Below are 26,325 nucleotides of genomic sequence, written 5' to 3'. Positions count from 1 at the left end.
TCCCACAGGGATGTGCGTCAGCCGTTGAATCGCTGGCAATAAAAGAGGCCTCCCGAAGGAGGCCTCTTTTTTGTCACGCCGCGTGCCGCAGCGCTACCGGATCAGCAGCTGTAGTACAGCTCGTATTCCAGTGGGTGTACGAAGGTACGTACCTTGATTTCTTCTTCGCTTTTCAGGGCGATGTAAGCGTCGATGAAGTCGTCGCTGAAAACGCCGCCTTTGGTCAGGAACGCACGACCTTTGTCCAGCTCTTCCAGGGCTTCTTTCAGGCTGCCGCAAACTTGTGGAATCTCTTTCGCCTCTTCAGGCGGCAGGTCGTACAGGTTTTTGTCAGCAGCGTCGCCAGGGTGGATCTTGTTCTGGATGCCGTCCAGGCCAGCCATCAACAGTGCGGCGAAGCACAGGTACGGGTTGGCAGCCGGATCCGGGAAGCGTGCTTCGATACGGCGGGCTTTCGGGCTCGACACGTAAGGAATGCGGATCGAAGCGGAACGGTTGCGAGCCGAATAGGCCAGCATCACTGGCGCTTCGAAGCCTGGAACCAGACGCTTGTAGGAGTTGGTCGCCGGGTTGGTGAAGCCGTTCAGGGCCTTACCGTGCTTGATGATGCCACCGATGAAGTACAGAGCGGTGTCCGACAGGCCGGCATAGCCTTCGCCTGCGAAGGTGTTCTTGCCATCTTTCCAGATGGACATGTGCACGTGCATGCCCGAGCCGTTGTCGCCGTACAGAGGCTTAGGCATGAAGGTCGCGGTGCGGCCGTAGGCATCGGCAACGTTGTGCACGACGTACTTCAGGGTTTGGGTTTCGTCGGCTTTCTTCACCAGGGTGTTGAACTTGACGCCGATTTCGTTCTGGCCGGCAGTTGCCACTTCGTGGTGGTGAACTTCGACGGTCAGGCCCATTTCTTCCAGTGCGTTGCACATGGAGGTACGGATTTCGTGGTCGTGGTCGAACGGTGGAACCGGGAAGTAGCCGCCTTTGACGCCTGGACGGTGGCCCTTGTTGCCGCCTTCGATGTCCTGGTCGGACATCCAGGAACCTTGTTCGGAGTAGATCTTGAACATGGAACCGGAAATGTCGGACTTGAACTTCACCTGGTCAAAGATGAAGAACTCTGGCTCTGGACCGGCGAACACGGTGTCACCGATACCGGTGGCTTTCAGGTGCTCTTCGGCGCGCTTGGCGATCGCACGTGGGTCACGGTCGTAGCCTTGCATGCTCGAAGGCTCGATGATGTCGCAGACCAGGATCAGGGTCGGTTCTTCGGTGAACGGGTCCAGAACGGCGGTGGAGTCGTCCGGCATCAGGATCATGTCGGAGGCTTCGATGCCTTTCCAGCCAGCGATGGAGGAGCCGTCGAACATTTTGCCGACTTCGAAGAAGTCGTCATCCAGCGCATCGCGAGCCGGCATGGTCACGTGGTGCTGAGTGCCTTTGGTGTCCGTGAAGCGCAGATCAATCCATTTGACGTCATGATCTTTGATGAGTTGAACCGACTTCGACATAGTGTCCTCCGGGTGGCTTCGGGCTAGTAGTGGATGCCCTTAAATGTGGGTGATGCCGGCGCGAATACTCTGCCAAGGCAACCTGCCTCACAAGGGAGCAAATTGCATGCCAGTGCCCCAGCATGGGTTTTTTGCCCCAATTTCACGCCTGTCAGGCGGAAAAGCACCCTAAAGCTAAAAATACCGCCCTACAATGTGGCGTTCATTTCAATAAATGACCCGTTTTGGTGCGTGCAAAACCTTCTGCACATTAACTGGTTAAACCTTGAGCAATTTCCGCTATAATCCGCGCCCCCCTTTTTCGGCAGGCCCTGCGCGCGCTGTTTCCATGAAATTAATCGTAAAAGTCTTCCCCGAGATCACCATCAAGAGCCGCCCGGTACGGATGCGTTTCATCCGCCAATTGGCCAAGAACATCCGTGCCGTGCTCCGCGATCTGGACCCGGCCGTGGTGGTGAACGGCGTGTGGGACAACCTCGAGCTGGAAACCCGTGTCAGCGACCCCAAGGCCCTGAAGGAGATGGGCGAGCGCCTGAGCTGCATGCCGGGCGTCGCGCACTTCCTGCAAATCGATGAGTACCCGCTGGGTGATTTCGACGACATCGTTGAAAAGTGCAAGCAGCACTACGGTGATGCACTGGCCGGCAAGATCTTCTCGGTGCGTTGCAAGCGTGCCGGCAAGCACCCGTTCAGCTCGATCGATATCGAGAAATATGTCGGCAGCCAGTTGCGCCGTCAGTGCGGTGCCGCCGGGATCGACCTGAAAAAGCCTGAAATCGAAGTCCGCATCGAAGTTCGCGACCAACGGTTGTTTGTGATCCACAGCCAGCACAACGGCATCGGCGGATATCCGCTGGGCGCCCTGGAGCAGACGCTGGTGCTGATGTCCGGCGGCTTCGATTCCACCGTGGCGGCCTACCAGATCATGCGCCGCGGCCTGATGGCGCATTTCTGCTTCTTCAATCTGGGCGGACGTGCCCACGAACTGGGCGTCATGGAAGTCGCGCATTTCATCTGGAAGAAGTACGGCAGCTCCCAACGCGTGCTATTTGTCAGTGTGCCGTTCGAGGAAGTGCTGGGCGAAATTCTCGGCAAAGTCGATAACAGTCATATGGGCGTAGTATTGAAGCGTATGATGTTGCGCGCTTCGTCCCAAATTGCCGATCGACTGCACATCGAGGCCCTTGTCACCGGTGAGGCGATCTCCCAGGTGTCGAGCCAGACGCTGCCGAACCTGTCAGTGATCGATTGCGTGACCGACAAACTGGTCTTGCGCCCGCTGATCGCCAGCCACAAGCAAGACATCATCGACACGGCCAACGAGATCGGCACCGCCGATTTCGCCCGGCACATGCCGGAGTACTGCGGGGTCATTTCGGTCAACCCGAAGACCGCCGCCAAGCGCTACCGTGTCGAGCACGAAGAGAAAGAATTCGATATGGCAGTGCTCGAGCGTGCGCTCGAAAACGCCAAGCTGGTGCCGATCGATCGCGTGATCGACGAATTGGGCCAGGACTTGCAGATTGAAGAAGTCAGCGAAGCGCTGGCCGGTCAGATCGTCATCGACATCCGTCACCCGGATGCCGCTGAAGATGACCCGCTGGAGCTTGCTGGCATCGAGGTACAAACGATGCCGTTTTATGCAGTGAACGCTCGTTTCAAGGAACTGGACCCTACTCGCCAGTACCTGCTGTATTGCGACAAAGGCGTGATGAGTCGCCTGCATGCCCACCATTTGCTCAGTGAGGGGCATGCCAATGTGCGCGTTTATCGACCGAGCTAAGTGCCCGGGGCTGTTTGCCTGTGGCCTGCGTCACCGGCCCCCCGACGCCACCGTCAAGCTGTAACGGCTTTCACGGACGCTACTGTTAATCGCTGCCAAGACTTGTCAGCACACCGAATCCTCTGATCGAGATACACAAGTGATCGAAAATCTACGCAACATCGCCATCATTGCCCACGTTGACCATGGTAAAACCACCCTGGTAGACAAACTCCTGCGTCAATCCGGCACCCTGGAGCGCAACGAGCTCAACGACGAGCGCGTGATGGACTCCAACGACCAGGAAAAAGAGCGCGGTATTACCATTCTGGCGAAAAACACCGCCATCAACTGGAACGGCTACCACATCAACATCGTGGACACCCCGGGCCACGCCGACTTCGGTGGCGAAGTTGAACGCGTAATGTCGATGGTCGACTCCGTTCTGCTGCTGGTTGACGCTCAAGACGGCCCTATGCCGCAAACCCGTTTCGTGACCAAGAAGGCGTTCGAAGCCGGCCTGCGTCCGATCGTGTGCATCAACAAGGTTGACCGTCCAGGCGCGCGTCCGGACTGGGTTCTGGACCAGATCTTCGACCTGTTCGACAACCTGGGCGCCACCGAAGAACAGCTGGACTTCAAAGTCGTCTACGCCTCGGCCCTGAACGGTATTGCCGGTCTGGACCACACCGAAATGGCTGAAGACATGACCCCGCTGTACCAGTCGATCGTCGACAACGTACCTGCGCCGAAAGTCGACCGTGACGGTCCGTTCCAGATGCAGATCTCCGCACTGGACTACAACAGCTTCCTGGGTGTTATCGGTGTTGGCCGTATCGCTCGTGGTCGCGTCAAGCCGAACACCCCGGTTGTGGCTATCGGCGCCGACGGCAAGAAGCGTAACGGTCGTATCCTGAAGCTGATGGGTCACCACGGTCTGCACCGTGTAGACGTTGAAGAAGCTGCTGCAGGCGACATCGTGTGCATCAGCGGTATGGACTCGCTGTTCATCTCCGACACCCTGTGCCACCCGGACACCGTTGAAGCGATGAAGCCGTTGACCGTCGACGAGCCAACCGTTTCCATGACCTTCCAGGTAAACGACTCGCCATTCTGCGGTAAAGAAGGCAAGTTCGTGACTTCCCGTAACATCAAGGAACGTCTGGACAAAGAGCTGCTGTACAACGTTGCACTGCGCGTTGAAGAAGGCGACTCGGCTGACAAGTTCAAGGTTTCCGGCCGTGGCGAACTGCACCTCTCGGTACTGATCGAAACCATGCGTCGCGAAGGCTTCGAAATGGCTGTAGGCCGTCCGGAAGTGATCATCCGTCTGGTTGACGGCGTGAAGCACGAACCGTTCGAAAACGTCACCATCGACCTGCCGGAAGAATCCCAGGGCAAGGTGATGGAAGAGATGGGCCTGCGTAAGGGCGACCTGACCAACATGGTGCCGGATGGCAAGGGCCGTGTACGTCTGGAATACAACATCCCTGCTCGTGGTCTGATCGGTTTCCGTAACCAGTTCCTGACCCTGACCAACGGCGCTGGCATCCTGACCTCGATCTTCGATCGTTACGACGTGATGAAGTCCGGCGACATGTCCGGCCGTCAGAACGGCGTTCTGGTTTCGGTTGAAACCGGCAAGGCACTGACCTACTCCCTGGAAACCCTGCAGGCGCGTGGCAAGCTGTTCGTAGAACACGGTCAGGAAATCTACAACGGTCAGATCGTTGGTCTGAACAGCCGTGACAACGACCTGGGCGTCAACCCTACCAAGGGCAAGAAGCTCGACAACATGCGTGCTTCGGGTAAAGACGAAACCATCGCTCTGGTTCCACCTGTTCGCTTCACCCTGGAACAGGCTCTGGAATTCATCCAGGACGATGAATTGTGCGAAGTGACTCCAAAGTCGATTCGCCTGCGTAAGAAAATTCTTGACGAAAGCGAGCGTACCCGCGCTGCCAAGAAAGCCAAGGCATAAGATTTAGCCCCGGCTGAACGAAAACGCCCCCGGTCGAAAGGCCGGGGGCGTTTTTGTTTGTCTGGGGTTTGTCTGGGGTTTGTGTGGTGTTTGTCAGGGCCCCTTCGCGGGCAAGCCCGCTCCCACAGAGTTCAAGGTGAGGCACACATTGTGTGAACACCGAAAATACCTGTGGGAGCGGGCTTGCTCGCGAAGGCGGCCGATCAGCTACCGAAAATCTCAGGAAATATCAGAACCGCTCGATACTGCGCGAATTCCGCTCGCGCTCAACTTCCTTCGGCTTGTACGCGCAATACCCCGGCCGCGGGCCGATTTTCGGGTGGTTGCGGCAAGTATCCGGGCGCTTATCATAAATAGTGCACAGACGGCTCTTACGATCCAGGTACAGGCAATCGTTGTTGCTCATGCGCTGGAGGGTAAAGATTCCCGACTTCTGGTTGAAGCGCTCGACCAGACCTTCCTTTTGCAGGCGTTTGGCGATGTTCTTCGGAGGATCGCCCAGCTCGAACTCATCGACCACGCCGATGCGGATCAGGTCCTTGATCTTGACCTCGACGGGCAGGGTGCAGCAGCTGGACATGCACGAGCCGCACATCGGGGCAGAGTACTTGGCCCAGGTATCGAGGCGGTCGATCTCTGCGGCAGCGATCAGGTTCGGCTTCATCATCGTTTGTTACCAGCGTGTGCATCAGGGCGCGCGATCATACCGGGACTGGTGGATTTTTGAACAACCTTTCGCCAGATTTTTTCACTGCCGGCCAATAAACCGCTAATCCGGCACGGCCCCTGCATTGAATCAGGTACTCGACAATGTATTGCCGACCCGATTCGCACTTACAGGAAAAACTGCCGAACCAGAGCCTCTACCGCCTGTCAGACCGTCTAGGCTCAGACAACTCCAAGCTCGCTCGAGGTCCTATCGATGACTCAAGAACCACTTGTTCGCGAAGCAGAGGTGGCCGCATTCCGCGACGCCGTCTTGACCAAGCTCACTTATGCAGTGGGTAAAGACCCGGATCACGCGTTCGACCATGACTGGTTCGAAGCCATTGCCCTGGCCGCGCGGGATCACATGGTCGAGCACTGGATGGACCATACGCGGCAGATCTACCGCAAAGGTCAGAAGCGCGTTTATTACCTTTCCCTGGAGTTTCTCATCGGCCGGCTGCTGTTCGACAGCCTGAGCAATCTCGGCCTGCTCGACGTGGCGCGCGAAGCCCTGACCGAACTCGGCGTCGACCTTGAGCGCATCCGTCTGCTGGAGCCCGATGCTGCCCTGGGCAACGGCGGCCTCGGGCGTCTGGCGGCGTGTTTCCTGGAAAGCATGTCGACCCTCGGCATCGCCGGTCATGGTTACGGCATCCGCTATGAACACGGGTTGTTTCGCCAGGCGATTGTCGACGGCTGGCAGCAGGAGCAGACCGAACACTGGCTGGATTTCGGCAACCCGTGGGAGTTCGAGCGGCCGGAAGTGGTCTACACCATCGGTTTCGGCGGCAGTGTCGAGACCCTGACCGACGACACCGGCAAATCCCGGCAAGTCTGGTCCCCGGCGGAAACCGTGCGGGCGATTGCCTACGACACGCCGGTGGTCGGCTGGCGCGGGGCGAGCGTCAACACGTTGCGCCTGTGGCGCGCCCGAGCCATGGAAGATCTGCACCTGGAGCGCTTCAACGCCGGTGACCACCTGGGCGCCGTGGCCGAAGTGGCCCGGGCCGAAAGCATCTCCCGGGTGCTGTACCCGGCGGACAGCACCGAGGCCGGCCAGGAGTTGCGCCTGCGCCAGGAGTATTTCTTCGTCGCCGCCTCGTTGCAGGATCTGCTGCGCCGCCATCGCAACATGCACACCTCGGTGCTGACCCTGGGCGATCACGCCTCGATCCAGCTCAACGACACTCACCCCTCGATTGCCGTGGCTGAACTGATGCGGCAACTGGTCGACGTCTATGACGTGGCGTGGGATGCGGCGTGGCAGGTTACCGTCGATACGCTCTCCTACACCAACCACACCTTGTTGCCCGAAGCGCTGGAAACCTGGCCGGTCGGCTTGATGGAGCGCATGTTGCCGCGGCACATGCAGATCATTTACCTGATCAACGCCCACCACATCGACTCTCTGCGGGCCAAAGGCATCCACGACTTCGACGTGCTGCGCGCGGTGTCTCTGATCGAGGAAGACAACGGTCGTCGGGTGCGCATGGGCAACCTGGCGTTTCTCGGCTCCCACAGCATCAACGGTGTGTCCGGGTTGCACACGCAACTGATGCGCCAAACGGTGTTCTCCGAACTGCACAAGCTGTACCCGGAGCGAATCAACAACAAGACCAATGGCATTACCTTCCGCCGCTGGCTGTACCAGGCCAACCCCGAGCTGACCTCGATGCTGGTCGATGCCCTGGGCCCCGAGGTGCTGGACAACCCGGAAGAGCGTTTGCTCGCCCTCGAGCCGTTCGCCGAGAAAAACGCGTTCCGCAAGGCGTTCGCCGAGCAACGCCTGCATAGCAAGAAAGCCCTGGCGTACCTGATTCATGAGCGCTTGGGCGTGGCGGTCAACCCGGCGGCGATGTTCGACGTGCAGGTCAAGCGCATCCATGAGTACAAACGCCAGTTGCTCAACCTGATGCACACCGTGGCGTTGTACCAGGCGATCCGCGCCGAACCTGAAATCGACTGGGTACCACGGGTGAAAATATTCGCCGGCAAGGCAGCTGCGAGTTATCACCAGGCCAAACTGATCATCAAGCTGACCAACGACATCGCCCGGGTGGTGAACAACGACCCCACCGTGCGCGGCTTGCTCAAAGTGGTGTTCCTGCCCAACTACAACGTCAGCCTGGCGGAGAGCATCATTCCGGCGGCGGATTTGTCCGAGCAGATCTCCACCGCCGGTTTCGAAGCGTCAGGCACCAGTAACATGAAGTTCGGCCTGAACGGCGCGCTGACCATCGGCACCCTGGACGGGGCCAACGTGGAAATGTGCGATCGCATCGGTGCCGAGCACATGTTCATCTTCGGCCTCAGCGCGCAGCAAGTGGAGGCGCGCAAGCAGAACCATGAGTTCAGTGCCGTACCGGACATTGCCGCGTCCCATCGCCTGAACGATGTGTTGCAAGCGATTCGTGGAGGGGTGTTCTCGCCGGATGATCCGTCCCGTTACACCGGATTGATCGATTCGCTGGTGGACTACGACCGCTTCCTGGTCTGCGCCGACTTCGATTCTTACTGGCACGCGCAGATGCGCGTCGAAGCCCATTGGCACGATTCGAAAGAATGGTGGCGTTCAGCGGTGTTGAACACGGCGCGGATGGGCTGGTTCTCGTCGGACCGGACCATTCGCGAGTACGCCACGGAAATCTGGAAGGCGCTGGAGTAAGTCTTCAGGCAGGTGGATATACTGGCGCGCCGGAAAAAATCGCAGCCTTCGGCAGTTCCTACACCCATCCTGTAGGAGCTGCTGAAGGCTGCGATCTTTATGGATACGGCTGAGCTAATCTTTCCGGATTGGCTAATGCGCTTAGGGATATCGACCATGCAATGGATGTTCATGCTGATAGGGCTGGTGCTCGGCTGGATACTCGACGAGTCATTCAGCGATGCGCTGCTGGGCGCGTTACTCGGGTTGGGTATCGGCCAGGCCCTTCGCTTGGCTCGCATGGACTCGCAGGCCGTCGAGCAGCAGCGTTTGCTGGAGCAGGCGCAGGTAGCCCTGCAAGCGGTCGAGCAACGGCTGGCGCTGCTCGAAGCATCCGGCGGCAAGGCGCCGGAAACCCGCGAGCCGCTTGTCTCACCTGAAACCTTCCTTGATGAAGCCCCTGCCGCAGCCACGGAATTGATCTGGGAACTGCCGCCCGAACTCGAGCCAATCCAGGCTGCGGCCAGCGAAATCAGGCGTCCGGCCGCCGATGCCTGGAAACCCGAACCGACCGCTCGCGAAGCGCAATCGCCTGTCTCTCCGCGTGGCCCGAATCTCATCGACCGCGCCATAGGTCGCGCCCGCGCCTGGTTGTTCGGTGGCAATACCGTGTTGCGCGTCGGCGTGGTGCTGCTGTTCCTCGGCCTGGCCTTTCTGCTGCGCTATGCCACTGAAGGCGTGGTGGTGCCGGTTGAGTTGCGCTACGCAGGCGTGGCTGCCACAGCACTGGGGTTGCTCGGGCTGGGTTGGTGGTTGAGGGCCCGCAACAGCAGTTATGCATTGATCCTGCAGGGCGCCGGGATTGCCGTGCTGTACCTGACGGTGTTTGCCGCGATGCGCCTGCATCCGCTGCTCGAGCCCTCGGCGGGGTTTGGCCTGCTGGTGGCGGTGACGGTCTGTTCGGCGATTCTCGCCATTGCCCAGGATTCCCTGGGGCTGGCCGCCGCGGCCGCACTGGGCGGATTCGCCGCGCCCATCCTGGCCTCCACCGGCACCGGCAGCCATGTCGCGCTGTTCAGTTACTTTACCCTGCTCAACTCCGGTATCTTCGCCATCGCCTGGTTCAAGGCCTGGCGGCTGTTGAATGTCATCGGCTTCACCGGCACCTTTGGCATTGGATTCGCCTGGGGCCTGCGCTCCTACTCGCCGGAGCTGTTGTGGAGCACCGAGCCGTTTCTGATTTTGTTTTTCCTGATGTACCTGGCCATTGGTCTGCTGTTCGCCCGGCGCAGATTGATGGAGATGGGCGATACACCCGCAGACGGCAGTCGCGAAGCACTGCTGCGCTGGTCGGCGCGCAAGGGTGACTACGTCGACGGCACACTGCTGTTCGGCCCGCCACTGGTGGGTTTCGGCTTGCAGTTCGTGCTGGTGCAGCATCTTGAATTCGCTGCTGCATTCAGTGCCTTGGCACTGGGTATCATTTATATGGGGCTTGCCCGTTGGCTGATGGCCGGGCGCACGCTGTTGTTGGGCGAAACCTGCCTGGCCCTGGGCGTGATCTTCGCCAGCCTGGCGATACCGCTGGGGCTCGATGCGCGCTGGACGACGGCGGCATGGGCGGTGGAAGGCGCGGGGATTTTCTGGCTCGGTCTGCGCCAACAAAGGCCCTTGGGCCGGGCCTTTGCCTTGCTGCTGCAACTGGGGGCGGCGCTGGCGTTTCTCCGCGAGCTGCACGACAGCGAGAGCAGCCTGCTCGGCGGTGTACCGCTAGGTGCGCTGTTACTGGGCGTCGCGTTGCTGTTCAGTTTCTACCAATTGCGCAAAGCCTCACCGGAGCAGATCAGGCCATGGGAGCTCAAAGGCCTGCCGGTATTGGCCTGTCTCGGGCTGGCGTTTCTCTATTTGCTGGCTCCCTTGTTTTTCTTCAGCCACGGCACGGTGATCAGTTGGGCCTTGGCCGGGGCGCTCACGTTGTTTGTTGGCTTGCACCTGCAATCGCGCACGTTCGTGTTCGCCGCGTTCGCTGTGCAACTGTTGGGTGGCGCGCTGTTCCTGACGGCTGGGCCACAGTTCAGTGACGGTCTGCAGCCCCTGGCCCATGGCGGGTTCTGGGCGCCGCTGCTGCTGGGGCTGGCCGCGATGGTCGGGGCCTGGCGTTTGCAGATCGGTCATTCGTTCACCGCGTTCAAAGGTCTGAGTCTGTTGCGATTGTCCCAGGCGTTGCTGGTGTGGGGCGCGGGTTGGTGGGCGCTGGCCTGGGTTATCGAAGTGCTGCATTTTGCGCCGCAGTCGATGCAGGCGACGTTGTTGTTGGGCATCGCTGCCGTGAGTGTTGCGCTGTGGACGGTATTGGCGCTGCGCCTGAAATGGCCGTCACTGGGGGGACTCGGCACGGTGTTGATACCCGCTGCGGCGCTGGTGCTGCTCGCGGCCTTGCACTCGCGTTATCACCCGGCGGCCAACTTTGGCTGGCTGGCGTGGGCCGCCGTGTTCGTCGTGCATTTCATGTCCCTGCGACGCCTGGCGCCCATGTTGCCAGCGCCTGTGCTGAGCGTCGCTCATGTGCTTGGCTGCTGGCTGTTGATGGGTGTGCTGGCGCTGGAACTGCGTTACGCCTTGCTGGTGTTGTCCGAGCAATACAACGCCTGGCGCTGGTTGGGCTGGGCGATTCTGCCAAGCCTGTATCTGGTGTTGATGGCAGCACCTCGCGCATGGCCTTGGCCGGTGTCGGCCTATTCTCGGGAATACCGCGTGTACGCCGCTGCGCCGCTGGCCTTGCTGATGCTCGGCTGGTTCTGGCTGGCAAACATCGCCAGTGAGGGCAACGCCGAGCCACTGCCTTACGTGCCATTGATCAATCCGCTGGAGCTGGGCCTGTTGTTTGCGTTGTTCGGCGTCTACGTCTGGTCCCGCAGCGCCATGCCCCAACTGGCTGTCCGCAAGGATTACGCCGCTATTGCCACGCAAGGGGTCGCAGGTGCCTCGCTGTTCGTGTTCTTTACGGCCTTGGTGATGCGCACGGCGCACCATTGGAGCGCGGTGCCGTTCGAGCTGGATCTGTTGCTGGAGTCGATGCGAGTACAAGCCGGCCTGTCCATTGTCTGGACCTTGATGGCCCTGAGCCTGATGATCGGCGGCCATTTGCGTCGCCGTCGTGAAGTCTGGCTGATCGGTGCGGCCTTGATTGGCGTGGTCGTGGCCAAGCTGTTTTTTGTCGAATTGAGCAATCGCGGCGGGCTGGCGCGAATCGTGTCGTTCATTGGTGTCGGCGTGTTGCTGCTGGTGGTGGGTTATTTCGCTCCGCTACCGCCCAAACGCGCCGAAACTGCGCCGGATAGCGGCAAACCGGTCCCGGAATCACAAGGAGTGTCGTCTTGAGTCAGAAGCTGAACCTGGGTTGGCTGGGCATTGTTGCCATGGGTGTGGTGTTGTCGGCGGTTGCCCAGGAAAAACCGGCGGACTTCACCACCCAAGTGCCTTTGTCGGTAACGGGCGAAGGACCTTGGTATCGCCTTGAACTGCCCCTGAGCGTACAACTGAATGCACGGCAGGCTGACCTGAGCGATGTGCGTGTATTCAACGCCGTGGGTGAAGCTCAGGCTTATGCCTTGGCCCGGGAGTCGGCGCGGAGCGATGAAACGCGTACCTTCACCGAGGTGAAATGGTTTGCGCTGTACAACTCGGTGGACGCCACTGAAACCGCGCCGAGCGTACGGGTGCAATCGAGCACCAACGGCACCTTGGTCGAGGTGCAGCCCTCCAGTCAGTTGGAGGCAGGTGAGGAGGAGTTGCGCGGCTGGTTGCTCGACGCGTCCGCTATCAAGGCGCCATTGCAGCAATTGATTCTCGACTGGACCAGCGAACGCGACGGCTTCCAGCGTTTCACCATCGAAGCCAGCGATGATCTGCAGCATTGGCAGTCCTGGGGCGAAGGGCAGGTGGCGCGCCTGACCTTTTCCGACGAGCGGGTCGAGCAGCATGAAGTCAACCTGCCGGGCCAGTCGGCGCGCTACCTGCGGTTGCTGTGGATCACCCCGCATTCGGCGCCGACACTGACGTCGGCGCAACTGCAAAGCTCCAGTACCCGCAGCCTGCCACTGCCGTTGGTCTGGTCCCAGGCATTGGCCGGCAGCAGCGTGAAGGCGGGTGAATACACCTGGCAGTTGCCGATGGGGCTTAATGTCGAGCGGGTGCAGGTCGAATTGAGCCAGCCCAACAGCCTGGCGCCAGTGAGCCTGGCCGGCCGGCGCGACAGCAGCCTGCCATGGCAGTCGTTGGGCAGCGGTTTGCTCTATCGCCTGACGCAGAATGGTCAGGACGCGGTGCAAAACCAATTGCAGTTGTCCGGGCAAATCGTCCAGCAATTGAAACTGACCGTGGACGAGCGCGGTGGCGGCCTGGGTGATCAGGCACCGACGCTGAAGTTTGCCATGCGCGCCACACAACTGGTGTTTCTGGCACGTGGGCCGGGGCCATACACGCTGGTGGTGGGGAATGCCGCGGCGAAGGCAGCCAACTTGCCGCTATCGACGTTGATTCCGGATTACAGCCCGCAGAAGCTGGCGACCCTGGGCCGGGCCCTGGTGGATGTCGGGGCGGCGGCTACGCAGCCGTCGGCAGGCGCTACGTCTGCGCCGGTCGACAGCCACTGGAAGAAATTCGGTTTGTGGGCGGTGTTGTTGCTCTGCGTGGTGGTCCTGGCGGCGATGGCGTTCAGTCTGCTGCGCAAGCCTTCTGTCAAATCCTGACCGTGGGTGCTGGGCACCCAATCGCGAGCAAGCTCGCTCCCACAGGTATTGCGCTGTCCCTGTGGGAGCGAGCTTGCTCGCGATAGCGGTATATCAGTCAATAAAAATGCTGAGATGAGCGCTACTTTCCGGCTCACACGCAGCCCATTTCCATCTACGCTCAACCCCGCGCATGAACTCTCTTCGGCGGATCACGTCTGATAGGAGGAAATGCGCCCCGACTCGCGTTAAACTGCGCGGGTTTTTAGCCCCCCATTCCACCGGAGCCTTCCATGTCCCGCGTTACCTTGAGTCGCTATTTGATTGAGCAGACCCGCAGCAACAACACTCCTGCCGATCTGCGCTTCCTGATCGAAGTGGTGGCGCGTGCCTGCAAGGAGATCAACCACGCCGTGTCCAAAGGCGCCCTGGGTGGTGTACTGGGCAGCATGGGCACTGAAAACGTCCAGGGCGAAGTGCAGAAGAAGCTCGACGTGATCTCCAACGAAATCCTGCTCGAAGCCAACGAATGGGGCGGTCACCTGGCCGGCATGGCGTCCGAAGAAATGGACAACGCCTACCAGATCCCGGGCAAATACCCGAAAGGCGCGTACCTGCTGGTATTCGACCCGCTGGACGGTTCGTCGAACATCGACATCAACGCCCCGGTCGGTACTATCTTCTCGGTACTGCGTTGCCCTAACGAATACCTGAGCCAGAACGAACCTTTGAATGAAAAGGCCTTCCTGCAGCCAGGCACCCAGCAAGTGGCCGCCGGTTACGCGATCTACGGTCCGCAGACCATGCTGATCCTGACCCTGGGCGACGGCGTGAAAGGCTTCACCCTGGACCGTGAAATGGGCAGCTTCGTGTTGACCCACGAAAACATCACCATTCCTGAAGCCACCCAGGAATTTGCCATCAACGCGTCCAACCAGCGTCACTGGGAAGCACCGGTGCAGCGCTATGTCAGCGAATTGCTGGCAGGCGATGAAGGCCCGTTGAAAAAGAACTACAACATGCGCTGGGTCGCCGCGATGGTGGCCGACGTGCACCGCATCCTGACCCGCGGCGGTCTGTTCATGTACCCACGTGACAGCCGCGAGCCGTCCAAACCGGGCAAGCTGCGTCTGATGTACGAAGCCAACCCGATGTCGTTCCTGGTGGAGCAGGCGGGCGGCGCGTCCACCGACGGCCACCAGCGCATCCTCGACATCCAGCCGGAAGGCCTGCACCAGCGTGTGGCGGTGTTCCTCGGTTCGAAAGAAGAAGTGGCCCGCGTCACGGCTTATCACAAGGAATAAACCATGACTGCGCCCTGGCAGCCGTTGCTTGATTGGTGGTTCGGAAGCTCCGGATCGGCGAGCGAAGTGGCGGCGCAGAAGGGCAGGTTATGGTTCGGCAAGCGCGACAGCCAGGACCTCGAAGCGCGTGAGCGTTTCGGGGACTGGGTCGAGCAGGCACTGGCCGGCGGATTGACCGAGTGGATGCAACGTCCCGAAGGTTGGCTGGCCCTGGTGCTGTTGCTCGATCAACTCCCGCGAATGATCTTTCGCGATTCTCCCAAGGCTTTTTCCGGTGACATCAGGGCTCAGACACTGGTGGCGCAAGGCATTGCCGCGGATTTCGACCGGCAGTTGCAGCCGATCCAGCGGGTGTTCATCTACCTGGTGTTCGAGCATAGCGAGAACCTGGCGGTGCAGAACGAAGGCGTCTCGCGCTATATCGAATTGGTGGCGCAGCAGCCGGAAAGCGATCGGGCACTGTTCAGCGATTACCTGGACTATGCCGAGCGGCATCAGCAAGTGATTGCGCAGTTTGGGCGGTTTCCGCATCGCAATGCGGTGTTGGGGAGGGCGTCTACGGCTGAGGAATTGGCGTTTCTGTCGAAGCCTGGGTCGAGGTTCTAGATCTTCATGGCGGCTGATGCCGCCTTCGCGGGCAAGCCCGCTCCCACAGTTGATTTGGTCGGACACAAAATTTGTGCCCGTCCTTGATCCCTGTGGGAGCGGGCTTGCTCGCGAAGGGGCCGGTGAGTGCGCCTTAGATCCTGAAGCTTCCCACTAGCTGCTTCAACCGCGCCGCCTGCTGCTCAAGATCAGCACACGCACGCAAGGTCGCCTGCAGGTTCTCCACGCCTTCCTGGTTCAGCGTGTTGATTTCGGTGATGTCGACGTTGATCGACTCCACCACGGCGGTCTGCTCTTCGGTCGCTGTCGCCACGGACTGGTTCATGCCGTCGATCTCGCCGATGCGCTGGGTCACGCTGCCCAGGCGTTCGCCGGCCTGGTTGGCGATGCCGACGCTGCTTTCGCTCTGGCGCTGGCTGTCGGTCATGATGCCCACCGCTGCGCGGGCGCCGACTTGCAGCTCTTCGATCATCGTCTGCACTTGCTGCGCTGAGTCCTGGGTGCGGTGAGCGAGGTTGCGTACCTCATCGGCCACCACGGCAAAACCGCGACCGGCCTCACCGGCGCGGGCCGCTTCAATGGCGGCATTGAGCGCCAGCAAGTTGGTCTGCTGGGAGATGCTGGTGATCACTTCCAGGATCTGCCCGATGTTGACTGTGTTGCTGTTGAGGGTTTCGATGTTGCCGCAGGAGTCGCTGATCTTCGCCGACAACTGCTGCATCGCCGCGATGGTTTTATCCACCACCTGCTGGCCGTCTTCGGCCAGGCTGCGGGCGTCGCTGGAGTGCTGCGAGGCGAGGGCGGCGTTCTGCGCGATTTCCTGGGCGGCGGCGCCGAGCTGGTTGATCGCCGCAGCCACGCTGCTGGTGCGCGAGGCTTGCTGGTCGGAGTTGTACATTGACGAGTTCGACGCGGCCACCACACGCAGCGCCACTTCGTTGACCTGCCCGGTGGCCGAGGCCACTTCGATGATCGAGGTGTGAATGCGTTCGACGAAGCGGTTGAACGACAGCCCCAGCGCGCCGAATTCGTCGTGGCCGTGAATGGTCAGGCGTTTGGTCAGGTCACCTTCGCCTTCGGCGATGTCGTGCATGGCGCGACCCATGGTCAGCAGCGGCTGCATCAGCAGGCTGATCAGCATGCCCAGCAGGGCGATGATGATCACTACGGCGATCACCATGGCGATGATCGCCGAGGTGCGGAATTCGCTGAGCATCGAGAACGCCGTTTCCTGGTCGAGCACCAGTGCCACGTACCAGTTCGCCGATGGCACGCCGTTGACGTGGGTGAAGGAGATGAACTGGCGCTTGCCGTCGATCTCGACTTCTTTCAGGCCCGGGCTGACTTTCGGTGTGTCGCTCGGATAGGCCTCGGCCAGGCTCTTGAGCACCAGCTTGCTGTCCGGGTGAATCAGGATCTTGCCGTCGGCACCGACGATGAACGCATGACCGTGGCCACCGAAGTTCAGCGAGTTGATGATCGCGCTGACGCTGGACAGATCGATGTCGGCGCCAGCGACGCCGATCATCTGACCCTGGTGCTGCACCGGGGTGGCCACGGTGATCACCAGTTTGCCGGAGGAGGCGGCGATGTAGGGTTCGGTGACGATGGTCTGTTGTGCGCTATTGGCTGCTTTGTACCAGCCACGGGCACGTGGGTCGTAGTCCGCGGCGCGGTTGCCGGCCGGGACCGAGAACATCACGCCGTCGGCGCCACCGAAGTAGCTCAGCTGGAAGTTGCCGGTGTAGGCGGGCAGGTCGATGATCCGTTTCAGACTGGCGGGTGCATTGCCATCGGCGCTGACCTGTTGGGCCATCGACTGCAGCAATTGCATGCGACTTTCCAGCCAGGTCTGGATGTTGCTGGTGGTCAGGCTGCCGAGTTCCTGCATCGAAGCCTCGGTACTGTTGCGCAGGGTTTCGCGCTGGCGATAGTCGTTGAACAGGATGAAACAAGCGAATGCGACGGCCACCACGAGGGCGGCAGCCAGCAAGATCTTGTGGCTGAACTTCATGTTTCTGGTCATGGGATGAGCTACCGCAGAGGGGCTGTTCTACAAAATGGGGGAGCAAATGCCACCGACGTGGCATTGCGTTGCATTTATGTCGACTGAACGGCGCCAAAGATTAGGCGGATTTTCCTGAAAAACGACGAAATGCTCGGTGAACGAGGAAAGTGAATGATTTTCGGCAAAAGGCAGACGAGTGGCCCGATAAATAGCCTGCCGGGCAGGGAACCAGACAGGGGTTTTCTCTTCTAAGCTTCAGCTTGGCAGCCATGCCAATCCCCTACGCCCCCCCGGAGTTTCACCATGTCGCTGCGTTCCATCGCCCTGCTTTCATTCTGCGTATTGCTCGCTGCCTGCAGCAAGGTCAATCAGGAAAACTACTCGAAGCTCTCGGCCGGCATGGCCAAGGCCGATGTGGAGACCCTGTTGGGCAAACCCGCCGATTGTTCAGGCGCGCTCGGCATGTCCAGTTGCACCTGGGGCGACAAGAACAGCTTTATCAGCGTGCAATTCGCCGGTGACAAAGTGCTGATGTTTTCCGGCCAAGGCCTGAAGTAAACCGGGGCGATCGCCCACGGGAGAAAAATAATGAAGCGGTTATTGATCATCCTTTTTGCCGGCCTGGTGTTGGCTGGCTGTGCCACGTCTGGCCCGGACCCTTTGGCACCCAAGACGGCCAACAGCGTCAACCTCAAGCGCTACCAGGGCACCTGGTACGAGTTGGCCCGTCTGCCGATGTACTTCCAGCGCGACTGTGCGCAATCCGAAGCCCATTACACGCTTAAACCCGATGGCAACGTCGCGGTATTGAACCGCTGCCTGACAGCGCAGTGGCAATGGGAAGAGGTCAAGGGCACGGCTTATCCGGAGGTGCCCGGCAAGAACGACAAGCTGAAGGTCGAGTTCGATACCTGGTTTTCCAGGCTGATCCCGGGTACGGCGAAGGGCGATTATTGGGTGCTGTACGTCAGCGATGACTACAAGACCGCCATCGTCGGTGACCCGAGCCGCAAGTATCTGTGGCTGTTGTCGCGCACGCCGACCGTGAATGGAGTGGTGCGCGAGGAGCTGCTGAGCAGGGCGCGTCAGCAGGGTTACGACACTACCCGGTTGATCTGGCGGGCGTCGGAACAGCAGATGGCCAAGACCTCGAACTGATACATATACCCCTGTGGGAGCGAGCTTGCTCGCGATGACGGACTGTCAGTCAACATCATTGTTGAAGCTGATGGCCCTATCGCGAGCAAGCTCGCTCCCACAGGTTTTTGGTGTCAACCCAAGAGTTCGCGCAGGACCTGGGTGAAGGCGCGGCTGCTTTCTTCTTCATCAGCATGGCGCCCATCGCGCACTACCCACTGGCCATTGACCAGCACATCCCGCACCTGACGATCGCCACCGGCAAACAGCCAGCGGTTGAGAATCCCGTCGCCGTTGGCTGTTGCCAGGTACGGATCGTTGCCGTCGAGCACCAGCCAGTCGGCGCGCTTGCCGACTTCCAGCGCGCCAATCGGCTGGCCCAGTGCCTGAGCGCCGCCATCCAGCGCGGCATCAAACAGCGTGCGCCCGACCATCGGCTGCTCCGCGCCATACAAACGATTTCGCCGCTGGTCGCGCAGACGCTGGCCGTATTCCAGCCAGCGCAACTCTTCCACCACGCTCAATGACACATGGCTGTCGGAACCGATACCCATGCGACCGCCCTGGGCGAGGAAGTCCACCGCCGGGAAGATCCCGTCGCCGAGGTTGGCTTCGGTGGTCAGGCACAGGCCGGCGATGGCGCGACTCTTGGCCATCGACGTGACTTCTTCCGGATTGGCGTGGGTCGCGTGGACCAGGCACCAGCGTTGATCGACGTCGACGTTTTCGTACAGCCATTGCAGCGGACGACGGCCACTCCAGGTCAGGCAGTCGTCGACTTCTTTCTGCTGCTCGGCGATGTGGATGTGCACCGGGCACTGCTTGTCGCTGGCTGCCAGCACTTCGCTGATCTGCTGCGGCGTGACCGCGCGCAGCGAGTGGAAACACAAGCCCAGGGCTTGCGCCGGTTGCTGCGCCAGGACCGGGTGCAGGCGCGACTGCAGCTTGAGGTAGTTTTCGGTGCTGTTGATGAAGCGGCGCTGGCCTTCGTTCGGGGACTGACCACCGAAACCTGCGTGGCTGTAGAGCACCGGCAACAGGGTCAAGCCGATGCCCGCGGAACTTGCTGCCTGGCTGATACGCAGGGCCAGTTCAGCCGGGTCGGCATAAGGTTGGCCGCTGAAGTCATGGTGTACGTAATGAAATTCCGCGACCGAGGTGTAACCGGCCTTGAGCATTTCGATGTACAGCTGACGGGCGATGACGCCGAGTTGCTCCGGGCTGATTTTTCCGACGAGGCGATACATCAGGTCGCGCCAGGTCCAGAAACTGTCGTTCGGATTGCCCGCCACTTCCGCCAGCCCGGCCATGGCCCGCTGGAAGGCGTGGGAGTGTAGATTCGGCATGCCAGGCAGCAGCGGACCGCTCAACCGCTCGGCGCCATCTGCATGAGAATCGGCCTGGATATGGGTCAATACGCCATCGGCGCTGACCTCAAGACGTACATTGTTGGCCCATCCACTAGGCAGCAGCGCGCGTTCGGCAAAGAAGGCGGACATGGTTCAGCACCCCATCGTGTGTTATTTGTATATACATATACAGACGTTTGCCTGCCCGGTAAACTCCGGCAAGCTAGCGACATCAACTAAACGACCAAGGATTAACCGTGCCGACTCCGCCTCCAGTCTCTCCGTTGGCCGCGAACATGGGCGACAGTCCGGCGCCCTTGTACGCCCGCGTCAAACAAATGATCACTCAGCAAATCGACAGTGGAAACTGGCCGCCGCACTACCGCGTTCCGTCGGAAAGTGAGCTGGTCAGCCAGTTGGGCTTCAGCCGCATGACCATCAACCGTGCCCTGCGCGAGATGACTGCCGACGGTCTGTTGGTGCGCATGCAAGGCGTCGGCACCTTCGTCGCCGAGCCGAAAAGCCAGTCCGCGCTGTTCGAAGTGCACAACATCGCCGATGAAATCGCCTCTCGCGGTCATCGCCACACCTGCCAGGTCATCACCCTTGAAGAAGAGGCCGCCGGCTCCGAGCGCGCCCTGGCCCTGGACATGCGCGAAGGGCAGAAGGTGTTCCATTCACTGATCGTGCATTTCGAAAACGATATTCCGGTGCAGATCGAAGACCGTTTCGTTAACGCGCTGGTGGCGCCGGATTACCTCAAGCAGGACTTCACCCTGCAAACGCCCTACGCCTATCTGAACCAGGTCGCGCCGCTGACCGAAGGCGAGCACGTGGTCGAGGCGATCCTGGCCGAGCCGTCCGAATGCAAATTGCTACAGATTGAAAAGGGCGAGCCGTGCCTGCTGATCCGTCGCCGCACCTGGTCCGGTCGTCAGCCGGTGACCGCCGCTCGCTTGATCCACCCTGGTTCCCGTCATCGTCTGGAAGGTCGGTTTCATAAATAGAGAGCCATAAATGAGTAGTCTGAAAGTTTTACGTGCGGTGGATTACCCGCGCATGCCGTGGAAAAACGGCGGCGGCAGCACCGAAGAAATCACCCGTGATGCCGGCACCGGCCTGGATGGGTTTGGCTGGCGCCTGTCGATTGCCGACATTGGCGAATCGGGCGGTTTTTCCACTTTTGCCGGTTATGAGCGAGTGATCACCGTTTTGCAGGGCGACGGCATGACCCTGACGGTGGATGGCCAGACCACACGGCCACTGTTACCGCTGGACCCGTTTGCCTTCAGTGGTGAAAGCAAGGTGTCCTGCACATTGCTCGGTGGGCCGATTCGCGATTTCAACCTGATTTACGCGCCGCAGCGTTACAGCGCGCGGTTGCAGTGGTTGTCGGGCGAGCAGCGGTTCTTCAGCTCGGCGGGCACGGTGTTGGTGTTCAGCATGAGTGAGCAGGTTGAGGTGTCGGTCGATAACAACGCCCAGCAATTGGGCCGTCATGATTGCCTGCAATTGGAGGCTGATGCCGGATTACTGGATGTCGCCATCAATGGGCTGTGCTGCGTGATCGAACTGACCTCGCGCGACTGATCCCGGTCATTCCCGTTCGAGGGTAAAACCTCGAACGGTCGCCTCCAGCTCACTCGACATCTGCTTGAGTGCCTGGATGGTGTGCACCGCCTGCTGTTGCGCCGCGACATTTTCCTCGACCCGCTGCGCCACGTTTTCCACATTGCGCGCCACGTCTTCGCTGGCTTCACGCTGTTCCTGCAGGGCATTGGAGATCTGGCTGACGGCATTGAGTGACGCGTTGAGCGCGGTCTTGACGTCATTCATCGACGCGCCGGCGCTGTCGATCAGTTGTTGGCCCTGAAGTACGCGCTCGCGCCCGGTGTTCATGCTGCTGTTGGCCTTTCTCATGCCGCTTTGAATGGTGCTCACCAGCACCACAATCTCGGCGGTAGAGCGGGTCGTGCGGGTTGCCAGTTCCCGCACTTCGTCAGCCACCACGGCAAACCCGCGTCCTTGTTCACCGGCCCGCGCCGCCTCGATGGTGGCATTGAGTGCGAGCAGATTGGTCTGTTCGGCAATGCTGTGGATCATGCCGACAATTTTCCCGATGGCGTTGGAGTGCAGGGTCAATTGGTCGATTTCATCCGACGACTGGGTCACCAGCTGGGCGATCTGCTGCATCTCGAGGATAGAGCGCTCCATGGTGGCAATGCCGAAAGCGGTGATCTGCTCGGCCTTTTGGGTGGTGTCGTGCGCCTGCGCGGCGTTCTCGGCGATGTGTGTAATGTTGGCTGACATCTGTTCCGCGGCGGCGGCAATGGAGGAGGCCGCGCCATTTTGCTCGGCAGCCTGTTTCAGGCCTTGTTCAGACGAGATGCTCAGGTTCAGGGTCGAGGACTCGATATGCTGCGAGGCCTCGCGCACCTTGCCGATCATGCTGGCCAGGCTGCGTCGCATGGCCTCGACCGATTGCATGACACCCGTCGACGTCGCGTGACTGTTCACCGGATCGCCGAGCCTGCCCTGGGCAATCCTTGTGCTGATACTGGCCAGCTCGTGAGGCTCGGCGCCCAGGTATCGCGCCAGCCTGGCGCTGAACAGCAGGGCATAAAGACTGCCAAACAACAGTGCCAGAGCCAGGACCACGGCCATCAGCCTCATATTGGTCTCATAGAGTGCCTGGCTGTGCTCGAACTGATGGCGAGCTTCTTTCAGTTGAGCATCCGTCAGCTGCGAGAACAGTGAGGTCAGCGGGTCGATCAAGGGGTAAAGCTGGTGTGTGGCGAACTGCTCCAGGCTCTGACTGGCGGCGTTGTTGCGGTTCAAGACCGCCTGCAAACGCTGGAGCGGTACTTTGGTCGCCTGCATCAGCGGTGTGATTTCGTTGATCAGTCGCACCTCTTCATCAACCAGGCGAGTCGAGAGGTAGGTGCTCCAGAGCGGTTCGATTTCAAGCATCGCTTGCCGTATCTGCTGCGCTGCGTCGACGCCACTGAGGATGCCATCGCGGGCTTTGTGGATAGCGTTGACGATCCGGACTGAATACAGCTCGGAGATTTTCTTCAGGTCCTGTTGCGGAATGACCCGGTCCAGGTAAACCGTCTCCAGTCCCTGGACCGTAGCGCGCATGCCGTACAGGCCGAGTGCGCCGATGCCGGTCAGGCTGCTCAGGAGAATGCCGGCAAGCAGGAGCAGGTGGGTTTGGACTTTCCACTGTTTCATTACGGGTTCCTCGCAGAAGTGACATCAGGGGGCTTGCTCGGGAAGTCGGCGAGGATTGATGGAGGTAGAGTCGGATGTTTCTGATGATGTTGTAGGGTGTTTCTGGAATGCGCTCAATTGGGCATCAGGTGTTACCGAACGCCCCAGCGTGGCGCAAAACCCCGCTCAAGTAACAACGTCCCCTCGTCACAAAAATCCCCCGAAAAATATTTCATCTTCCCTGGATCCCTTGTTCCAGGCGCTTTCCAGCCGTTTCAGGATTTTTCTTGAATGCTCATCCAACAAGTTGGCCGCTTGATTGCATATGCTTGTATGTACAAGTAAAGACGTATGTGTATGAGTCACGAGGACTCAACCATCGTCCACTGATTCGCCGGTGTGCACTGATGCCCATTGGCTTGCTCGCCCACTGCCTGGGTTGGTTTTGGATTGATTGCTGAGGAGTTCTTTTCGTGACTAAATTTCGTGACGTTGAAATCCGCGCTGCCCGCGGTAACAAGCTGACCGCCAAGAGCTGGCTGACCGAAGCGCCGCTGCGCATGCTGATGAACAACCTCGACCCGGAAGTTGCCGAGAACCCTAAGGAACTGGTGGTTTACGGTGGTATCGGTCGCGCCGCCCGTAACTGGGAATGCTACGACAAGATCGTCGAAAGCCTGACCAACCTCAACGAAGACGAAACCCTGCTGGTGCAATCCGGCAAGCCGGTCGGCGTGTTCAAGACTCACGCCAACGCCCCGCGCGTACTGATCGCCAACTCCAACCTGGTGCCGCACTGGGCGAGCTGGGAACACTTCAACGAACTGGACGCCAAAGGCCTGGCCATGTACGGCCAGATGACCGCCGGCAGCTGGATCTACATCGGCAGCCAGGGCATCGTCCAGGGCACCTACGAAACCTTCGTCGAAGCCGGTCGCCAGCACTACAACGACAACCTCAAGGGCAAGTGGGTCCTGACCGCTGGCCTGGGCGGCATGGGCGGTGCCCAGCCTCTGGCGGCAACCCTGGCCGGTGCCTGCTCGCTGAACATCGAATGCCAGCAGGTCAGCATCGATTTCCGCCTGAAAAGCCGCTATGTCGATGAACAAGCCAAAGACCTCGACGACGCGCTGGCGCGTATCGACAAGTACACCAAAGAAGGCAAGGCGATCTCCATCGCGCTGCTTGGTAACGCGGCTGAAATCCTGCCGGAACTGGTCAAGCGCGGTGTGCGTCCGGACATGGTCACCGACCAGACCAGCGCCCACGACCCGCTCAACGGTTACCTGCCTGCCGGCTGGACCTGGGACCAGTACCGCGCTCGCGCCAAGACTGAACCTGCCGCTGTGATCAAGGCCGCCAAGCAATCGATGGCCGTGCACGTCAAAGCGATGCTGGACTTCCAGAAAATGGGCGTGCCGACCTTCGACTACGGCAACAACATCCGTCAGATGGCCCAGGAAGAAGGCGTGGAAAACGCATTCGACTTCCCAGGCTTCGTACCGGCCTACATCCGTCCGCTGTTCTGCCGCGGTATTGGTCCGTTCCGTTGGGCGGCGCTGTCGGGCAACGCTGAAGACATCTACAAGACCGACGCTAAAGTAAAAGAACTGATCCCGGACGATGCCCACCTGCACAACTGGCTGGACATGGCGCGCGAGCGCATCAGCTTCCAGGGCCTGCCGGCACGTATCTGCTGGGTTGGCCTGGGCCTGCGCGCCAAGCTGGGCCTGGCGTTCAACGAAATGGTACGTAGCGGTGAGCTGTCCGCGCCAATCGTGATCGGCCGCGACCACCTGGACTCCGGCTCGGTATCGAGCCCGAACCGCGAAACCGAATCGATGCAAGACGGTTCCGACGCCGTGTCCGACTGGCCACTGCTCAACGCCCTGCTCAACACCGCGAGCGGCGCGACCTGGGTGTCCCTGCACCACGGCGGCGGCGTCGGCATGGGCTTCTCCCAGCACTCGGGCATGGTGATCGTCTGCGACGGTACTGACGAAGCGGCCGAGCGTATCGCTCGCGTGCTGCACAACGACCCGGCCACTGGCGTTATGCGTCACGCCGATGCCGGTTACCAGATCGCCATCGACTGCGCCAAGGAGCAAGGGCTGAACCTGCCGATGATTACCGGCAAGTAACACCTGATCCGTGGGAGCTGCTTTTATGTGAGAGCGAGTCCGCTCGCTCTCACTGGCCAGGCAGCGGCATAGCGCAACACCAGACCGTTTGATCCTGCCGTTTCGAGCAGGACGCTGTCACCGAACAAAAGCTGAATGTCGGTCGCGCTGCGGCGCAGGCCTGATTGGACGTGGACAGGGCTGGATGCCTCTTGACTGCCGTAAGCCAATTCATGATTAGGAGCGTCACAACAATGAAATCGAACAAGACCCTGCTGACCACATTGCTTTCCATGGGCCTGCTGGCCAGCGCTGGCGCCACTCAGGCGGCGGGTTGGTGCGAGTCGGGCAAACCGGTGAAATTCGCCGGTTTGAACTGGGAAAGCGCCATGTTGCTGACCGACGTGATGCAAGTCGTGCTGGAGAAAGGCTACGACTGCAAGACTGACAGCCTGCCGGGTAACTCCATCACCATGGAAAACGCCCTGAGCAGCAACGATATTCAAGTGTTTGCCGAAGAGTGGGTCGGCCGCAGCGAAGTCTGGAACAAGGCTGAGAAAGCCGGCAAGGTCGTCGGTGTCGGCGCACCTGTCGTGGGTGCTGTCGAGGGCTGGTACGTGCCGCGCTACGTGATCGAAGGCGACGCCAAGCGCAAGCTGGAAGCCAAGGCGCCGGAGTTGAAAAACATCGCTGACCTGGGCAAATACTCGGCGGTGTTCAAGGACGCCGAAGAGCCATCCAAGGGCCGTTTCTACAACTGCCCGGCCGGCTGGACCTGCGAGCTGGACAACAGCGAAATGCTGAAAAGCTACGGCCTGGAAAGCACCTACACCAACTTCCGCCCAGGCACCGGCCCGGCGCTGGATGCCGCGGTGCTGTCAAGCTACAAGCGTGGCGAGCCGATCCTGTTCTACTACTGGTCGCCAACGCCGCTGATGGGCCAGATCGACGCGGTGAAACTCGAAGAGAAACCAGGCGTGAACAAGACTGTGACCATCAAGGTCGGTCTGTCCAAGACCTTCCACGACGAAGCCCCGGAACTGGTGGCCGTGCTGGAAAAGGTCAACGTGCCAATCGACCTGCTGAACCAGAACCTTGGGCGCATGAGCAAAGAGCGGATCGAATCACCAAAACTGGCCAAGATCTTCCTGAAGGAACATCCTGAAGTCTGGCACGCGTGGGTGAGCGAAGACGCAGCCAAGAAAATCGACGCGGCCTTGTAGGTTGGGCTTCTCCGACTGCTGGCAACGGCAGT

General features: G+C 60.3%; 18 protein-coding genes and 1 pseudogene. 13 read left to right on the top strand and 6 right to left on the bottom strand.

Features of this window, described 5'->3' with window-relative positions; translation table 11 throughout:
* Window positions 1-101 precede the first annotated feature (101 nt).
* Window positions 102-1,508 carry a glutamate--ammonia ligase gene (gene glnA / locus Q8X48_RS04625; protein ID WP_007970634.1) on the bottom strand — a complete coding sequence of 469 codons (1,407 nt, stop codon included), beginning with the start codon at window positions 1,506-1,508 and terminating at the stop codon, window positions 102-104.
* 328 nt (window positions 1,509-1,836) lie between these two features.
* Between glnA and thiI the strand changes: the two genes are divergently transcribed.
* Complete coding sequence (gene thiI, locus Q8X48_RS04620) at window positions 1,837-3,291, top strand: tRNA uracil 4-sulfurtransferase ThiI (RefSeq protein ID WP_126048719.1); 1,455 nt, start codon at window positions 1,837-1,839, stop codon at window positions 3,289-3,291.
* Between the two features lie 139 nt (window positions 3,292-3,430).
* Window positions 3,431-5,251 carry a translational GTPase TypA gene (typA, locus tag Q8X48_RS04615; protein WP_007970631.1) on the top strand — a complete coding sequence of 607 codons (1,821 nt, stop codon included), beginning with the start codon at window positions 3,431-3,433 and terminating at the stop codon, window positions 5,249-5,251.
* 229 nt (window positions 5,252-5,480) lie between these two features.
* Here the strand turns inward: typA and Q8X48_RS04610 are convergent, their stop codons facing one another.
* Window positions 5,481-5,918, bottom strand: coding sequence for a YkgJ family cysteine cluster protein (locus tag Q8X48_RS04610; RefSeq protein ID WP_007970630.1), 438 nt, complete (start codon window positions 5,916-5,918; stop codon window positions 5,481-5,483).
* 255 nt (window positions 5,919-6,173) lie between these two features.
* On the opposite strand from Q8X48_RS04610, the gene Q8X48_RS04605 reads away from it, so the two are divergent.
* From Q8X48_RS04605 to Q8X48_RS04585, 5 genes are all read left to right on the top strand, one after another.
* Entirely contained in the window at window positions 6,174-8,624 is a 2,451-nt protein-coding gene (locus tag Q8X48_RS04605) for a glycogen/starch/alpha-glucan phosphorylase (protein WP_407799815.1), read from the top strand.
* A gap of 156 nt (window positions 8,625-8,780) precedes the next feature.
* Entirely contained in the window at window positions 8,781-11,984 is a 3,204-nt protein-coding gene (locus Q8X48_RS04600) for a DUF2339 domain-containing protein (protein WP_407799814.1), read from the top strand.
* Complete coding sequence (locus Q8X48_RS04595) at window positions 11,981-13,354, top strand: DUF3999 domain-containing protein (protein ID WP_407799813.1); 1,374 nt, start codon at window positions 11,981-11,983, stop codon at window positions 13,352-13,354. The genes Q8X48_RS04600 and Q8X48_RS04595 overlap by 4 nt, the downstream gene beginning before the upstream one ends.
* A 272-nt stretch (window positions 13,355-13,626) precedes the next feature.
* On the top strand, window positions 13,627-14,637 hold the full coding sequence (locus Q8X48_RS04590) for a class 1 fructose-bisphosphatase (protein ID WP_007975526.1): 1,011 nt from the start codon (window positions 13,627-13,629) through the stop codon (window positions 14,635-14,637).
* A gap of 3 nt (window positions 14,638-14,640) precedes the next feature.
* Window positions 14,641-15,243, top strand: a complete 603-nt coding sequence (locus Q8X48_RS04585) for a DUF924 family protein (RefSeq protein ID WP_407799812.1) — start codon at window positions 14,641-14,643, stop codon at window positions 15,241-15,243.
* A 133-nt stretch (window positions 15,244-15,376) separates the two neighbouring features.
* Here the strand turns inward: Q8X48_RS04585 and Q8X48_RS04580 are convergent, their stop codons facing one another.
* Together Q8X48_RS04580 and Q8X48_RS04575 are read right to left on the bottom strand one after the other, a co-directional pair.
* Window positions 15,377-16,141, bottom strand: a complete 765-nt coding sequence (locus tag Q8X48_RS04580) for a methyl-accepting chemotaxis protein (RefSeq protein WP_371317842.1) — start codon at window positions 16,139-16,141, stop codon at window positions 15,377-15,379.
* Between the two features lie 93 nt (window positions 16,142-16,234).
* A pseudogene (locus Q8X48_RS04575) lies at window positions 16,235-17,257 on the bottom strand (HAMP domain-containing protein); the annotation flags it as partial.
* Between the two features lie 297 nt (window positions 17,258-17,554).
* Between Q8X48_RS04575 and Q8X48_RS04570 the strand changes: the two are divergent.
* Window positions 17,555-17,809 carry a hypothetical protein gene (locus Q8X48_RS04570; protein ID WP_007975531.1) on the top strand — a complete coding sequence of 85 codons (255 nt, stop codon included), beginning with the start codon at window positions 17,555-17,557 and terminating at the stop codon, window positions 17,807-17,809.
* Window positions 17,810-17,839: 30 nt separating this feature from the next.
* Window positions 17,840-18,409 carry a lipocalin family protein gene (locus Q8X48_RS04565; RefSeq protein ID WP_015093096.1) on the top strand — a complete coding sequence of 190 codons (570 nt, stop codon included), beginning with the start codon at window positions 17,840-17,842 and terminating at the stop codon, window positions 18,407-18,409.
* A gap of 113 nt (window positions 18,410-18,522) precedes the next feature.
* On the opposite strand, the gene Q8X48_RS04560 is transcribed toward Q8X48_RS04565, so the two are convergent.
* On the bottom strand, window positions 18,523-19,887 hold the full coding sequence (locus tag Q8X48_RS04560) for a formimidoylglutamate deiminase (RefSeq protein ID WP_407799811.1): 1,365 nt from the start codon (window positions 19,885-19,887) through the stop codon (window positions 18,523-18,525).
* A gap of 146 nt (window positions 19,888-20,033) precedes the next feature.
* Between Q8X48_RS04560 and hutC the strand changes: the two genes are divergently transcribed.
* Both hutC and Q8X48_RS04550 read left to right on the top strand, forming a co-directional pair.
* The gene (gene hutC, locus Q8X48_RS04555) at window positions 20,034-20,744 is read left to right on the top strand and encodes a histidine utilization repressor (RefSeq protein ID WP_193601812.1); all 711 of its coding nucleotides are present in this window, start codon (window positions 20,034-20,036) and stop codon (window positions 20,742-20,744) included.
* Window positions 20,745-20,754: 10 nt separating this feature from the next.
* Complete coding sequence (locus Q8X48_RS04550; RefSeq protein ID WP_407799810.1) at window positions 20,755-21,327, top strand: HutD/Ves family protein; 573 nt, start codon at window positions 20,755-20,757, stop codon at window positions 21,325-21,327.
* Window positions 21,328-21,333: 6 nt separating this feature from the next.
* On the opposite strand, the gene Q8X48_RS04545 is transcribed toward Q8X48_RS04550, so the two are convergent.
* A complete protein-coding gene (locus Q8X48_RS04545) occupies window positions 21,334-22,971 on the bottom strand; it encodes a methyl-accepting chemotaxis protein (RefSeq protein ID WP_407799809.1) in 1,638 nt (545 codons plus the stop codon).
* 452 nt (window positions 22,972-23,423) lie between these two features.
* Between Q8X48_RS04545 and hutU the strand changes: the two genes are divergently transcribed.
* Both hutU and Q8X48_RS04535 read left to right on the top strand, forming a co-directional pair.
* A complete protein-coding gene (gene hutU / locus Q8X48_RS04540; protein WP_218475790.1) occupies window positions 23,424-25,091 on the top strand; it encodes a urocanate hydratase in 1,668 nt (555 codons plus the stop codon).
* A 233-nt stretch (window positions 25,092-25,324) separates the two neighbouring features.
* The gene (locus Q8X48_RS04535; RefSeq protein ID WP_015093101.1) at window positions 25,325-26,293 is read left to right on the top strand and encodes an ABC transporter substrate-binding protein; all 969 of its coding nucleotides are present in this window, start codon (window positions 25,325-25,327) and stop codon (window positions 26,291-26,293) included.
* The last annotated feature ends 32 nt before the right edge of the window (window positions 26,294-26,325 follow it).

Origin of the sequence: Pseudomonas sp. QLc11A (assembly GCF_052112305.1) — a bacterium.
Taxonomy (GTDB): Bacteria; Pseudomonadota; Gammaproteobacteria; order Pseudomonadales; family Pseudomonadaceae; genus Aquipseudomonas; species Aquipseudomonas laurylsulfatiphila.
Note: the sequence above shows the minus strand (reverse complement) of the source record. Positions and strands in the feature narration are given on the sequence as shown.

Excerpts from the sequence above, each read along its gene's own strand:
- hutC (WP_193601812.1), top strand. The coding sequence starts at position 20,034 with ATGGGCGACAGTCCGGCGCCCTTGTACGCCCGCGTCAAACAAATGATC.
- Q8X48_RS04565 (WP_015093096.1), top strand. The coding sequence starts at position 17,840 with ATGAAGCGGTTATTGATCATCCTTTTTGCCGGCCTGGTGTTGGCTGGC.
- Q8X48_RS04580 (WP_371317842.1), bottom strand. The coding sequence starts at position 16,141 with ATGTACAACTCCGACCAGCAAGCCTCGCGCACCAGCAGCGTGGCTGCG.
- Q8X48_RS04605 (WP_407799815.1), top strand. The coding sequence starts at position 6,174 with ATGACTCAAGAACCACTTGTTCGCGAAGCAGAGGTGGCCGCATTCCGC.
- glnA (WP_007970634.1), bottom strand. The coding sequence starts at position 1,508 with ATGTCGAAGTCGGTTCAACTCATCAAAGATCATGACGTCAAATGGATT.
- Q8X48_RS04550 (WP_407799810.1), top strand. The coding sequence starts at position 20,755 with ATGAGTAGTCTGAAAGTTTTACGTGCGGTGGATTACCCGCGCATGCCG.
- Q8X48_RS04570 (WP_007975531.1), top strand. The coding sequence starts at position 17,555 with ATGTCGCTGCGTTCCATCGCCCTGCTTTCATTCTGCGTATTGCTCGCT.
- Q8X48_RS04610 (WP_007970630.1), bottom strand. The coding sequence starts at position 5,918 with ATGATGAAGCCGAACCTGATCGCTGCCGCAGAGATCGACCGCCTCGAT.
- Q8X48_RS04600 (WP_407799814.1), top strand. The coding sequence starts at position 8,781 with ATGCAATGGATGTTCATGCTGATAGGGCTGGTGCTCGGCTGGATACTC.
- Q8X48_RS04535 (WP_015093101.1), top strand. The coding sequence starts at position 25,325 with ATGAAATCGAACAAGACCCTGCTGACCACATTGCTTTCCATGGGCCTG.
- Q8X48_RS04560 (WP_407799811.1), bottom strand. The coding sequence starts at position 19,887 with ATGTCCGCCTTCTTTGCCGAACGCGCGCTGCTGCCTAGTGGATGGGCC.
- Q8X48_RS04545 (WP_407799809.1), bottom strand. The coding sequence starts at position 22,971 with ATGAAACAGTGGAAAGTCCAAACCCACCTGCTCCTGCTTGCCGGCATT.
- Q8X48_RS04590 (WP_007975526.1), top strand. The coding sequence starts at position 13,627 with ATGTCCCGCGTTACCTTGAGTCGCTATTTGATTGAGCAGACCCGCAGC.
- thiI (WP_126048719.1), top strand. The coding sequence starts at position 1,837 with ATGAAATTAATCGTAAAAGTCTTCCCCGAGATCACCATCAAGAGCCGC.
- Q8X48_RS04585 (WP_407799812.1), top strand. The coding sequence starts at position 14,641 with ATGACTGCGCCCTGGCAGCCGTTGCTTGATTGGTGGTTCGGAAGCTCC.